The organism is Streptococcus cristatus, assembly GCF_003943505.1.
In the GTDB taxonomy this organism is placed as follows: domain Bacteria; phylum Bacillota; class Bacilli; order Lactobacillales; family Streptococcaceae; genus Streptococcus; species Streptococcus cristatus_E.
This window is the reverse complement of record NZ_RJPS01000004.1, coordinates 90,275-101,867: the sequence shown is the minus strand read 5'-3', so window position 1 is coordinate 101,867 and position 11,593 is coordinate 90,275. Positions and strand designations below refer to the sequence as shown.

Genomic DNA, 11,593 nt, shown 5'->3' with positions numbered 1-11,593 from the left:
CTCCCTAATTTTAGTAATAATACTATTATAAAGGCTAGTAGAGCATCTGTCAAAGTTTATTGCATTAAAATGAAGATTTTCAAAAGTAAGGGTTTTCTTGGAATTTTATAAGAGTTTTTCGCCGAATTTTATCCATTTCTCTTCTCTTTTTTGAAGGATTTGAAGTCGATAGAAATAATATTTTAGAAATAATGATATAATATGAGAAGTTATGATTGTATTCCGGTTATTCAATCCTAATACAAGGAGAGCAGTCATAGAGGGGTTAGGAGTATAGACGAGTAGATCATAATTTAAGGAAATCCGAATGAAGCTATTGAAAGATTGCAAACTTAAAAGAAGATGCAAGCGAATATGTGAGAAAAGCGGTTGGAAATGCTTTAGGGGGGATATTAGTAAGAAATTTCCAGAGTTGCTTAAAATTGAGCTCGATAGCTGGAACTTAGAAAGTAAAGTGATAAGACGAGTTTACAAGTTAGCAAGTAAATTGATTGTCTGACAAATTTGAATTTATTAAGGTGTGCATATGAAAGAAAAAAGACCTGATTTTGGAGATATAAAATCATTTGAAGAATTTAATAGATACTATTGGTATCGAGAAGAACTTTCACAAATTTGTAAGTCCCTTGGATTAGAGTATAGATGTACGAAGCAAGAATTGAACTATATTATCGAACAATATTTTAGGGGAAATAAAGTAGAAAAATTTTTGAAGACAGGAAACAAAAGTCAAGTCGAAGTGATAACCTTGGAGACTCCGTTACTTAACTGTGGTTTTTCTTTTAACCAAAAATTTCGAGATTATTTTTCAGCTGTAACAGGGATTAGTCCGTTTAAATTTAGTGCTGATATGGCAACGGCTTGGCGAAAAGTAAAAAGGGATAAAGATATAACATTCACTATTCAAGATATGATTAAAATATATTATGGTGAGTCAGATTATGCCAAGTATGATAGTTCGGCTTGCCAATGGAATCAGTTTCTAAAAGACTTTTGTTTAGATGAATTGAGCGATTGTTATTCTAATAAGTTAAAAGTTGCAGCTATTCTCTGGAAAGAAGTTAGAAACTCGACACATGAAAAAGTTTACTCACGGGAACTTTTAAAAAAGTATGAATCTAAAGTAGAGGAATACCGTAAGTAAACAGATTTCAGCTTGTCGAGCTGAATAAAGCTGGACGGCATTAATTTATATGCTATTTTAGCATAACACAATAATAAAATAGATGTTGGAGCAAGCATAGAAAAAGAGGAGCCTCATAATGAAGTTCCTCTTACTTTTGATTGTCCGAATCGATATTCTCATTTCAAATAAAGGTAGTGAAAAAAGTAGTGATTCGGTTGATTTATATTGCGATGTACTGAATTCAAGAAAAAGAAATAACGCTTGAAATGGACTGCACCCCAAAAGTTAGACAGAAAAAATCTAACATTGGGGTGTTTTATAATGAAATTGCGTTATGAAGCTAAAGTTCAAATCTATGAACTAAGGAAACAAGGAATCAGCTTAAAGCGTCTTTCAGAAAAATATGGAATTAATCTTTCAAATCTTTTGTATTTCAAAAATTTATTGGAACTTTTCTCTTTACGCGTTTGTCGTGTCATCATAGTTCGCTTTGTGTAATATTGTATTTTTTTCTTAAATTTTTGATACGAGTAGGTATTTCTTGTGAATAATTTTCTTCAAAAAATTTCATATATAATCCCCCTATAATCATGGAAAAGTATAAAGTAGTAAAAATAGTTGTTATCCTAGTTGATTAAAAAAATCTCTGATTTCCTCATCTTTTATAAAATAATATATAATTTTCCCCTCTCTTCTAGTATCCAAGATGTTTTGATTGGCTAGTTTACGAAGATGGTGGGAGGCAGATGCCATACTGAGATTTAGTAAACAGGCTATATCACATACACAGAGTTCTTCAACAGCAAGAAGATAAAAGATGATATTTATCTGTTTATTATCGGTAAACTTTGATAAAATACAAAGTGATTTTTGGACTTTTTCCTTTTCAAGGTAGTTCGTTGCGGTTGTAACATTTTGTTGATTTATAATATTCACTTGGCATATACTATCTTTTTTCATAATTTTTTCTCCTAGCCGAACACAGTCCTTAGCATGTCAAAGCTGTTGTTTTCAATCAGGATATACATCCCCAATCCTAAATAAACAACGGCAATAAACCATCTGCTATATTTTTCTAAAGTTTCTCCAACAGAAGGGACTTGTGCCAATTTTTGGGCAGAAAAAACCAAGAGGTAAATCATGACTAGAAAAGTAAGTAAAGCCACTATCAAATTCGCTAAATTTAAGGTAATAAAATATGGGACAAAAACACCAATATTGTCAGCACCACAACTTGCAAAAGTAATCATAGCGACTAGAAAAATCAGGTTTTTATCATCTTTGCGCAAACCATCTTTTGCAATAGCTTCTCCATCAGAATCTCCTAAAAGCAAAACTTTGAGTCCTAGGAAAATTGGAATCAAACCGAGCAAACCTAAAATCTCTTTACTAGGAATATAATTTAAGACAAATGCAAAAAGTAAACTTAGCAATATTAGACTAACAGAGCCTAGAAATTGTCCTAAATAGATGTTAATAATGTCTTTTCTGCTTTTTCTTTTGGCAAAAAATAACATTAGGATAATAAGTAAGTCTACGGCTGTCCCAGAATACAGGATTATTGAAGTAACAACATTTTGAACCATAAAACACCTCATTCAAATATATTTTTGAATGTATTTTAACATTAAACTTTGTAGATGTCAACTTAAAATCCACCAAAATATAGATAAGAAGTTAGTGTACCAAATATTAAAAAGCCCTGCCATCGAAATGATAGCAGGGCTTAACTTCAATATCCAGATGATATATTTATCTAAAAAAGGTAGAGTAAAAGGTAGAGTTTTTATTGATTTGTAGTGCGATATAATGAGTTTCAAAAAATCAAAAATTACTTAAAATCAATATTTTGACGTCTATTGACGTGTACTGAAACCCTTACTTAACCTCAATAAACTATGTATTGCGTGGTATTCAAAATATCACGTTTTATTGTATTTTAATAAAAATCTGATTACTAAAAATAGGTGTATTTTGTATCGGTTGTTTCCAAATTGTTGCCGAAACTAGAATTCATTAACAAAGGCACTTTTTGTATCTTCTATGATTTCTTTTAGTAATTTTATTTGCTGTTTGTTTAAATGATATTTCTTAGTTATTTCTTGTAATAATTGTGTACTTCTTGTGCCGTGTCGCATATATTCTAGAACAATAGCTTGTTTTAAATTTGGATATTGCTCTAATGGTATATTTTCTATTTGCGAGAAGTCAAAACTAGTGATTGGAAGAGGTACGGTGTCAATGCTTAAAACACTTCGACCTAATAAGTCATCTGTTGTTGTTTCAAGATATTTGGCTAATAATAATAGTTTTTCAAAACTAGGTTCTCTGTTACCTTTTTCCCAGTTTGTATATGTGACGCGATTGACATTAAGTTCATCTGCTATTTGTTGCTGTGTTAGCCCTCGTTTTTTTCTAAGCTCAGCTAGTCTATCTGAGAAAATTGACATAAATCCTCCTTCTTGTATCAAAACGATACTTTTTTCTTGACAATGTATCAAAATGAAACTATAATAGATGTATCAATATGATACAAAATAAGTATATCATATTTTGTGGAATTTTTTCAAGGAGGACATGGCTATGATTGTATAAAAAAAGTCTTTGAAAAGCAGAACTCTTCAAAGACTTGTCAAAAACAACTAACTAGATTATATAATATTTTTTAGAAAAGAGGAACAAAATAGTGAAAAATAAGATTAAACTAACGGCGGAATTATCTTTAAAAGATATGGCTCTTGAGAGCTCACAATTCTATATTCCTAAAAAGGTAAAAGTTGACTTTACACAAGTTCGCCCACGTAATAAATATAAAGACGGTAAGGCAACTGATATTGTAGAGGGCTATATGCTTAGTGGCATTGATGAACGGACAGCTCAAGCAGTAGAACAAGGTTTGATTGATATGGAGGACGTCAAGACAATCACGATCGAAGTACTTGGAAGCTTTGATGAAATTGAAAAAGCCATGGCAGGCGCTCAATTAACTTTTGTAGAGTTACTAGATACTCGTGTAATGGCTCAATGGGTTGATGGTCGTAATCCCGGTTACAAGGGGTTGAAATTGGTTGCTAGTGGTCTGAAATTGCTGTAACAACTAAAAATACGTAAAAAGCAGGGTTAGGTGTAGGGTTAGGTCGGGAAAGGCGTAGCCCCGACCGTATAACCCGTCTACACCGCCCAACCCGAATTTTTACGTATTTTTAGTGGAAGAATATTCATAATTTTTTTGCTCAAGAGTTTTTTGGCATAGTATAGTGACATAATGCCAAATCTATGCGCGGGCACCATTCTAGGACTTGACGATAGAATGGTGCAAAACAAGGAAAACCCTTGATTTGAAAGCCTTTCTCCGTGGGACATCGGAACGGTCCAGCGTACGCGGTAGGGAAGAAAACAGCAAAAAATCATGGCATTATACTTGGCATTATACATGGCATTATTCTCAAAAAAAAGGAGTATAATGCCAAAACAAAAGAATATATATACTTAAAAACAGAATATATATATAAAAATTCATGATGTGGAGAGGAGAAGAAATGACAAAAAGAATTAGAAACAGACGATTCTTATTCGAGCAACAACTAAAGTCAAAATTTTGGGATTGGTCTATTCAAGACAAGCAATTACTTGATGATTGGGAAAATAATAAGACACAAATTTTTAGAACTATCTTTGACCGAGTAAGAACGTTAGTGGAAGAAGATGAATTTGTAGAATTTGCTATAGTGGTGCATGATAAAGATGTGTCTTATGGTACAAAATTGGTTGAACCTCATATACATGCCTATATTGATTTTCCTAAGCAAATTGATTTGTCAAAAGTTGCTAGTGCTTTAGGCTTGGAACGTGAACGGATTGAAACCCCAAAATCAAAAGGAGGTCGAGCTTACACACGTATTAACGCTTTAGCATATCTTATCCATGCTAAAGATAAGGATAAATACCAGTATTCTATCAGTGATGTAGAAACCTTCGATACGCTTGATTATGAGACATTTATCAATCAAAATAAGGAAGACTTTGAGAAATATGCAGCTACAAAAAAACGTGAGAAATCAGATGAAAGTCTAGATTTGGTATTGTCTAAAGTATATAAAGGGGAACTGACTTATTTTGATATTATGAAAGACGATAATTTGTATTATCTGATGGCAAACAATCGTCAGAAATTCCTTGAAGGCTTTGATATTTTCGGAGAGCGTGAAAGCGTTCTAAGACTGGAAGCCTTGCAAAATAGGGAGTATGATTTGACTGTCCTATATATTCAAGGTAAGCCTGGGATTGGCAAGTCTACACTTGCTAGAGATATTGCTTTAGAGGTGCAAGGAGCACTTGAAAATGTAGGTTTAAGAGGTGGCTCATATTCTGCAAGCTCAAAAAATCCATTTGACAATTACTCAGGAGAGGAAATCCTTATTTTAGATGACTTACGAGAGGATAGCCTAGCTCCTGCGGATTGGTTGAAGCTGTTTGATCCGATTAACTCGGCTAGAATGTCGGCACGCTATCGAAATAAGCTAGTAGTTCCGAGATTGGTTATTATGTCTGCTTATATGTCTCCAAAACAATTTTTCGGACAAATTCAGGAAGAAGATATAAACCAGTATTTAAGACGGGTCAATTATTCTTCTGAAATTGCTAGAAAACATGGAATGGAAGAAAGATTTTATAGTGTTTCAGAAGTTCGAGAGAATAGAGAAAATGGGCATTTTCAACGTCCTGATGGCTCTAGCGTCGTTTTGAACTTTGACTATGAAGATTTGTTTTGTTCGCAAGATAAGGACGATTTTATTCGTAAATTGCTTGAAGATTGTATCTATCCTAGAATATTGCCAAAGAAAGCAAAGGATGTGACAAATGACTAAAAAGATAATTGTAATAACAAAATGTCGAGATTATGGTCAAGAAGAGCCTGTAGAAGTTATTGTTAAGTCTAGGGTTTTGAACTATCTCCCTGATATATATGTTTTTTTAAGGGATAAAGCTCGGTATTATGAAATAAAAAAAATGATGCAGTCGGCAAACCGCATCACATATAAAAACAACTAGTCATATTATAACATGAAAAGGAGAAAAATGCTATGTTCGTAACAAAAGATGATTTAAAAAAATTGGGTTTTGGAAATTATCAAGCGTATAGTTTGATTAAACAAGCTAAGGCTTTGATGGTACAAAAGGGATTTGCCTACTATAACTCTAAGGGGTTAGGCCGTGTACCTGTTGAAGCGGTAGAAGAAATTCTAGGTACGAAATTGAATTTTGAGGAAGTGGAAGAATATGCCTAAGATTCCACATGTATATTACGACAAAGCTACTGGTACTTATTATGCAGTAGCTTCTCTTGGATTTGACAGAATAACCGGCAAGAGAATGCAAAAGAAAAAAAGAGGATTTAAAACACAGGCAGAGTGTAAAAAGTGGTATGATGAATTTATGTTAAAGCATTCTCGTAAATATATTGTTCATGGAGTTAGTTTGACTGTAGAGATGTTTCTTGATAATTATTTTATACCAGATTATAGAAATAGGGTATCAAATAGGACATTTTTAACATTTTCTTCTAAGTTGAAACGTCTTAAACCCTTTTTTAAGATGAAAATGGTGGATATTCAACCTCTCCATATCAAAAAATGGCATACAGAAATTCTTGAAGAAGGACTTTCAAACAATTATTTGAAAGATCTACATCAATGCATGAAAGAAATTTTTGATATGGCTATATCTTTGGGGGTGGTTAGTGAAAATCCTGTTAGAAAAGCTGGTAATGTAAGTAGGACAAAACATAGAGTTGATTTTTGGACTAAGGAAGAATTCGAGTTATTTATTAGAACTTTTGATAAATCTGATGTTTTAGAGCATTTGAAATTTATAACTTGCCTTGTTCTGTTTATGACTGGCTTACGAATTAGTGAACTCCAAGCGCTTGTTTGGGATGATATAGACTTTATAGATAAGTCCTTGATTGTTAGTAAATCTATGTTTTATCAAAACAAGAACAAATGGCAGATAAACCCTACAAAGACCTTTTCAGGGAATAGACTTATCTATCTTGATGGTATGACACTTTCTAATCTATTAGAATGGAGAGAACATCAGAAAAAATTAGGAAAGATTGATTTTATTTTTTCTTATAATTGTTTACCGATTACAAAAACTATGCTCAATAACGCTATTGTAGCTCATAGTCAACTAGCAGGTGTTAAGACGATTAGAATACATGATTTAAGACACTCTCATGCCAGTCTTTTACTTTCTTTGGGTATGAATGATTTAGAACTTAAAAATCGCCTAGGGCATGCTAGTATTCAGACGACACTAGGTGTCTATTCTCATCTACGTCCTACAGCTATGAAAGAGGTAGCAGACAAGTTAGAGGGGCAAATAAAAATTAACTAATTGTAATCGTGGCTTGTGTTTGTCTAGCGTAGTCTGACCAACACAAACGCAGATTCGACACAGTAAAATTTATTTTTGCTGTGTTTTTTGATAGAATGAAATTCAGTGGAGGATTGATATGGAAGAAGTTAACTATGGTGTAATAATGGAAAATATAAAAGGCATAAGAAAAAAAGTAATTGCTATTGGTAAAAAATATAATTTAGTATCAATTTATCTTTATGGTTCTTATTGTTTGTCGGATAAGCTATCAGAAAATACTCGTTTGGAATTTGCTTTTAGTTTTGATGAATTTTCTACGGGAACTTCTTGGCATTATGGAGAGATTTATCTGTCCTTTGCTGATATTTTTGGAGAAGATATTATTTTAATAGAGTTGGGTTGGCTCCAGGAGCAAACGAATTATACAACGCAGTATGAGTATAGACAGTTTCAAAAAGGGCATATTCTTTTGTATTCAAGAGAATTAACTTCTAAAAGTAAATCGGAATTATCTATTGCAGAACTGACAGAATTATATTGTATTAGTCGTACTTTAGATATAAATTATCAAGAGGATATTGACTATTTTTTTGATGAAGATTATTGATAGAAATGATGATAACGCTTGTTATTGTCTTTTTTGTTGCCGAATTGTTTCCAAAAATAAAAATCAATGGCGATAACCATTGATTTTAAGCTATTTTTACTAATTAAACTTTTATTTAACCTCTGTAAAGGTTTATTAGTGTTATTTCAGCATGCTATAAACGTTGTTATATCAACGTTTTTGAGTTCATATCTAATAAAATGTAGTCAAAAATGTAGTCATTTTATTAAGATGTAAGTTTGGCAATTTCTTTGAGGTAAATATCAACAGCCTCAGACTTTTTCTTAGGTGCTAGTTCAGCATAGGTGTCCATGGTTGTCTTGATTGATTTATGCCCCATTCTGATTTGGAGCTCTTTCCAGTTTGCACCTGCATTAAGCATCATAGAAGCGTGTGTGTGACGAAACAGATGGAAACCATAATTAGGTAAGCCAAGCTCTGAGAGGCGCTTTTTAAGCGTTGTACGCTCGTTTCTATCGCACATATAATTCCCATAGATAGTCGGGAAAATAAAGTCTGTAGGGGGTAAATCGTGCTTTTCAAAGTAAGTGTTCATCTCATTATGAAAATCTCTAAGGTCTTCCAATGTTTTTTTAGGAACGGCGACCCTGCGATTTCCTGAGTCTGTTTTAGCGCTATTTTTGCAGACAACTTCCCCCTTGATACCAAGCTTTTTATTGGCAGCTCTCCACATAAGTGTTTTGGTAACAATAAGCTCATTGTTATCAAAATCAAGGTCATGAACGGTCATTGCAAGCAGTTCATTGATACGCAAAGCTGAAGCTAGCAAGGTATCACATATGACCTTAAAACGTCTATTAGCCCGTGTATTTGGTAAGCTACTTAGATAGTTCAGCCAAGTTGCTAAGTCATCTTCATGTAACACCATAATACGCTCTTTAGATGGTTTTGGTTTAGGCGGGATTTTTATTGTTCTAGCTGGGTTATAAGAGAGTTCAAAGTTGGTAATACCGTAGTCGAAAATATCACTTAATTTATAGATAACAGCCCCAAAATCTTTGGCATGTCCTTTTTTAGACTTTTTAGCGCCTGATTCCACAGATTTCTTTGATTGTTGAGCAAGTTTGTTCACCCATACTTGAATATCAACAGATTTTATTTCCTCAGGCTTATAAGTACCAAATTTTGGAATGATATAAGTATCTAAGTATCCTCTAACACGGTTGATAGTATTTTGTGAGCTCACCCATGTTACAAAACTAGTGAACCACGCTTCTGCTAGTTCTTCAAAATTATTGATGACAAGAGTCTCTTTTAAGGTAGCCCCTTTTTCTTCAAAGTCTAGTCTAGCCTGCATGATTTTTCGGTCAAGACTTCGTAAAGTTTTGGCAGTGATGGATGAGGTGACTTTTTTACCAGTCTTAACATCAATCCCAATATAAACACCTCTTTGAGTGTAGCTGATTGTACCGTTGTTTTTTGTAGTTTTTGTTACCTTTCGATTGTTGTGAATGATAGTTTCTTTTTGCATAGTAGCCTTCTTATTTCGGATATATAAAAGGCTAAAATAACAACCTCACATGTATTTATTGTGATAGTCTTATTTTAGCACATTTTGAATTAAGGAGTTAAGTATTTTATAACATCTTCCATTTTGTAATAGACTGTACGTGTTCCTTCTATAGGAGGTTCAAGCCTCTTTAGACCAGTTTTCTCCCACGATTTTAAGGTATTAGGAGAAATCTGAAGAATTGACAACAATTCCTTTTGAGTGACGATGTTAGAGCTTTTCTGTTTTTCTTGTTGATGTTGAATGATGGTTAATAAGGTATTTAACAATTGCTCAATTTGGGTTAATTTTGCATATTCATTATTAGTCATTATCGTTGTCCTTTCCATAGCCTGAGTGACGACGTGAGTCAAGATATTTCGCAAAGAAATAAGTTTTATCAATTATTAAATCAAGTAACAACGGATTTTCAGTTCGTGCATACCTAACCAGATTGTTAAACTCGGTAAAATTACGTTCCTCTATGATATCAATTACCATTGAAAGAAATTCGTCACTGTTGTTGTTGATAAGAAATTTATCTAGGTCAAAGCCACAACCAGTTTCAATTTTGTTGATATCATATAGAGTCTTTTCAGGGTTTTCTGCATGAGTGAAGTAGTCATACATTCCTTTTGGTGACATAACAGGCTCTACATGGGCAGGTGTATTGAGGTTATTAGTTAGTAATTCGGAAACTTGAGAATAGCTTTTGAGTGAATCAAAATATAACGCTCCATGCTTGTGAGCTTTTTTAAATTCTCCCGTTTCCTTGTTGATGTCTTTGTCGTGCCATGGGCTCAATACAAAGGGAATGTGTAATTCCTCAAGTATGTCTAGATAATTTTTAGGAGCACTATCCTGATAAAGCAGGAAGGCCCATTTATTTGAGCGCTTTTCTTTTATCATATTTCTCCTCCGTTCTGTGATTATTGATTATTGATTTATTGGGGGTCGTAGTAACCCCAATAAATCCTCACTTGGGGCTTTGCCCCAACCCCCAGCCTCTTCTGCCCGATGAAATCCTACCGCATCAAGAATATGCTTGCCAACTTGGCCAAGGTACGGGGTAGTATTTTTTGGCGCTTCACTTCTTGCCTATCGGCATCGTTGCGCTTAAAAAATCTCCACCCCTCAAGCCCTTGCAAGTTGTCATTTTCCTGCTGGGGAGGTCGTGCCGACACTATACCGATGAGATAGCTCAAAAAGGGCTACTGTCGTCAAAACAAGCATAGCAGGAAAACCGCTATTCATACCTCGAGAAAAGCTCTTGAATTCGTTGTTCCAATATTTGCCGATTCTTAATTGGGATAGTTCGAAATATTTTTACAGGCTCCCCCTCTATTTGAAAATATCCATATCCTCTAGGTTTGACGATAACCTCATCTTTTTCCATATCGGGGAAAAGTAATTGTCTATTGTTGGTCGCATTCAAGAAGCTAGTTGATAAACTGATGACACAATTAAAGTTATATCGACCAGGTAAGTCTGCCATTAAAAAACGTTGACTGGATAAGATTAACCTAAAACCTAGACTTCTTCCCACGCTATTCATCATCAACATTTTAGACAATATTTCTTTATGTTTTTTCTTGTCAGTTTGTTCAAGATAGGCTAGAAATGCCTGCCATTCATCAAAAATTAGATATAGATTGTGGTCGTTTGTTTCCGCTTTACGCAATCTGTCTTCAAAGCGTTTATAAATGCTTTCGAACATATCAAGACATTCAAAGCCACGTGCTACATGATTTCCTGTCATAGTGAACAAATCATCATCAGCCTTAAAATCCATAAAACAAGCTTCAGCAGTCTTATCGTGGGTTGCAATAAGACCTAATAATCTATGTAGAAAGGTAGATTTTCCTGAACCTGATGGACCAGCAATTATCCAAGCAAAATATCGGTTAATGTCAATAGAGAAGGGGGTTGGTTGCCCCCTATGATTGACTTCCCAAACATTATGAATCAC

Annotated in this window: 15 protein-coding genes and 2 pseudogenes; 9 read left to right on the top strand and 8 right to left on the bottom strand. The window is 33.8% G+C overall.

The window, feature by feature from the left end:
• Positions 1 to 300 precede the first annotated feature (300 nt).
• Together D8792_RS04975 and D8792_RS04970 are read left to right on the top strand one after the other, a co-directional pair.
• Positions 301 to 499 (top strand): annotated as a pseudogene (locus D8792_RS04975) (phosphomethylpyrimidine kinase); the annotation flags it as partial.
• Between the two features lie 27 nt (positions 500 to 526).
• Positions 527 to 1,144: an SAP domain-containing protein gene (locus D8792_RS04970; protein ID WP_125373142.1), complete on the top strand. Its 618-nt coding sequence runs from the start codon at positions 527 to 529 to the stop codon at positions 1,142 to 1,144.
• Positions 1,145 to 1,607: 463 nt separating this feature from the next.
• On the opposite strand, the pseudogene D8792_RS11685 reads toward D8792_RS04970, so the two are convergent.
• From D8792_RS11685 to D8792_RS04950, 3 genes and pseudogenes are all read right to left on the bottom strand, one after another.
• Positions 1,608 to 1,697, bottom strand: a pseudogene (locus D8792_RS11685) (helix-turn-helix domain-containing protein); the annotation flags it as partial.
• A gap of 50 nt (positions 1,698 to 1,747) precedes the next feature.
• A complete protein-coding gene (gene cadX, locus D8792_RS04955; protein ID WP_125373140.1) occupies positions 1,748 to 2,086 on the bottom strand; it encodes a Cd(II)/Zn(II)-sensing metalloregulatory transcriptional regulator CadX in 339 nt (112 codons plus the stop codon).
• An 11-nt stretch (positions 2,087 to 2,097) separates the two neighbouring features.
• The gene (locus D8792_RS04950; RefSeq protein WP_006152989.1) at positions 2,098 to 2,712 is read right to left on the bottom strand and encodes a CadD family cadmium resistance transporter; all 615 of its coding nucleotides are present in this window, start codon (positions 2,710 to 2,712) and stop codon (positions 2,098 to 2,100) included.
• Between the two features lie 28 nt (positions 2,713 to 2,740).
• Here D8792_RS04950 and D8792_RS11680 point away from each other — a divergent pair, with 28 nt between their 5' ends.
• Positions 2,741 to 2,926 carry a FanG protein gene (locus tag D8792_RS11680; RefSeq protein WP_125373139.1) on the top strand — a complete coding sequence of 62 codons (186 nt, stop codon included), beginning with the start codon at positions 2,741 to 2,743 and terminating at the stop codon, positions 2,924 to 2,926.
• A gap of 206 nt (positions 2,927 to 3,132) precedes the next feature.
• Here D8792_RS11680 and D8792_RS04940 read toward each other — a convergent pair whose 3' ends face one another.
• Positions 3,133 to 3,576, bottom strand: a complete 444-nt coding sequence (locus D8792_RS04940; protein WP_057489846.1) for a helix-turn-helix transcriptional regulator — start codon at positions 3,574 to 3,576, stop codon at positions 3,133 to 3,135.
• Between the two features lie 236 nt (positions 3,577 to 3,812).
• Here D8792_RS04940 and D8792_RS04935 point away from each other — a divergent pair, with 236 nt between their 5' ends.
• From D8792_RS04935 to D8792_RS04910, 6 genes are all read left to right on the top strand, one after another.
• Positions 3,813 to 4,220: a hypothetical protein gene (locus D8792_RS04935; protein WP_235499511.1), complete on the top strand. Its 408-nt coding sequence runs from the start codon at positions 3,813 to 3,815 to the stop codon at positions 4,218 to 4,220.
• A 445-nt stretch (positions 4,221 to 4,665) separates the two neighbouring features.
• Complete coding sequence (locus D8792_RS04930) at positions 4,666 to 5,994, top strand: Rep family protein (RefSeq protein ID WP_057489844.1); 1,329 nt, start codon at positions 4,666 to 4,668, stop codon at positions 5,992 to 5,994.
• Positions 5,987 to 6,178, top strand: coding sequence for a hypothetical protein (locus D8792_RS04925; RefSeq protein WP_057489843.1), 192 nt, complete (start codon positions 5,987 to 5,989; stop codon positions 6,176 to 6,178). Before D8792_RS04930 ends, D8792_RS04925 begins: the two co-directional genes overlap by 8 nt.
• 32 nt (positions 6,179 to 6,210) lie before the next feature.
• Entirely contained in the window at positions 6,211 to 6,414 is a 204-nt protein-coding gene (locus D8792_RS04920; protein ID WP_049508800.1) for a DUF3173 domain-containing protein, read from the top strand.
• Positions 6,407 to 7,525 (top strand): site-specific integrase, encoded by a 1,119-nt coding sequence (locus tag D8792_RS04915; protein WP_125373138.1) that lies wholly within the window; start codon positions 6,407 to 6,409, stop codon positions 7,523 to 7,525. The genes D8792_RS04920 and D8792_RS04915 overlap by 8 nt, the downstream gene beginning before the upstream one ends.
• Positions 7,526 to 7,643: 118 nt before the next feature.
• Positions 7,644 to 8,114 (top strand): hypothetical protein, encoded by a 471-nt coding sequence (locus D8792_RS04910; RefSeq protein ID WP_057489841.1) that lies wholly within the window; start codon positions 7,644 to 7,646, stop codon positions 8,112 to 8,114.
• A gap of 226 nt (positions 8,115 to 8,340) precedes the next feature.
• On the opposite strand, the gene D8792_RS04905 is transcribed toward D8792_RS04910, so the two are convergent.
• The 4 genes from D8792_RS04905 to D8792_RS04890 all read right to left on the bottom strand — a co-directional run bounded on the left by D8792_RS04905 (position 8,341) and on the right by D8792_RS04890 (position 11,593).
• A complete protein-coding gene (locus tag D8792_RS04905) occupies positions 8,341 to 9,606 on the bottom strand; it encodes a tyrosine-type recombinase/integrase (RefSeq protein WP_125373137.1) in 1,266 nt (421 codons plus the stop codon).
• 89 nt (positions 9,607 to 9,695) lie between these two features.
• The gene (locus tag D8792_RS04900; protein ID WP_029178240.1) at positions 9,696 to 9,956 is read right to left on the bottom strand and encodes a MerR family transcriptional regulator; all 261 of its coding nucleotides are present in this window, start codon (positions 9,954 to 9,956) and stop codon (positions 9,696 to 9,698) included.
• Complete coding sequence (locus D8792_RS04895) at positions 9,949 to 10,533, bottom strand: replication protein (protein ID WP_125373136.1); 585 nt, start codon at positions 10,531 to 10,533, stop codon at positions 9,949 to 9,951. Before D8792_RS04895 ends, D8792_RS04900 begins: the two co-directional genes overlap by 8 nt.
• 337 nt (positions 10,534 to 10,870) lie before the next feature.
• On the bottom strand, positions 10,871 to 11,593 hold the full coding sequence (locus D8792_RS04890) for a P-loop NTPase family protein (RefSeq protein ID WP_125373135.1): 723 nt from the start codon (positions 11,591 to 11,593) through the stop codon (positions 10,871 to 10,873).

Excerpts from the sequence above, each read along its gene's own strand:
- D8792_RS04970 (WP_125373142.1), top strand. The coding sequence starts at position 527 with ATGAAAGAAAAAAGACCTGATTTTGGAGATATAAAATCATTTGAAGAA.
- cadX (WP_125373140.1), bottom strand. The coding sequence starts at position 2,086 with ATGAAAAAAGATAGTATATGCCAAGTGAATATTATAAATCAACAAAAT.
- D8792_RS04950 (WP_006152989.1), bottom strand. The coding sequence starts at position 2,712 with ATGGTTCAAAATGTTGTTACTTCAATAATCCTGTATTCTGGGACAGCC.
- D8792_RS11680 (WP_125373139.1), top strand. The coding sequence starts at position 2,741 with ATGTATTTTAACATTAAACTTTGTAGATGTCAACTTAAAATCCACCAA.
- D8792_RS04940 (WP_057489846.1), bottom strand. The coding sequence starts at position 3,576 with ATGTCAATTTTCTCAGATAGACTAGCTGAGCTTAGAAAAAAACGAGGG.
- D8792_RS04930 (WP_057489844.1), top strand. The coding sequence starts at position 4,666 with ATGACAAAAAGAATTAGAAACAGACGATTCTTATTCGAGCAACAACTA.
- D8792_RS04925 (WP_057489843.1), top strand. The coding sequence starts at position 5,987 with ATGACTAAAAAGATAATTGTAATAACAAAATGTCGAGATTATGGTCAA.
- D8792_RS04920 (WP_049508800.1), top strand. The coding sequence starts at position 6,211 with ATGTTCGTAACAAAAGATGATTTAAAAAAATTGGGTTTTGGAAATTAT.
- D8792_RS04915 (WP_125373138.1), top strand. The coding sequence starts at position 6,407 with ATGCCTAAGATTCCACATGTATATTACGACAAAGCTACTGGTACTTAT.
- D8792_RS04910 (WP_057489841.1), top strand. The coding sequence starts at position 7,644 with ATGGAAGAAGTTAACTATGGTGTAATAATGGAAAATATAAAAGGCATA.
- D8792_RS04905 (WP_125373137.1), bottom strand. The coding sequence starts at position 9,606 with ATGCAAAAAGAAACTATCATTCACAACAATCGAAAGGTAACAAAAACT.
- D8792_RS04900 (WP_029178240.1), bottom strand. The coding sequence starts at position 9,956 with ATGACTAATAATGAATATGCAAAATTAACCCAAATTGAGCAATTGTTA.
- D8792_RS04895 (WP_125373136.1), bottom strand. The coding sequence starts at position 10,533 with ATGATAAAAGAAAAGCGCTCAAATAAATGGGCCTTCCTGCTTTATCAG.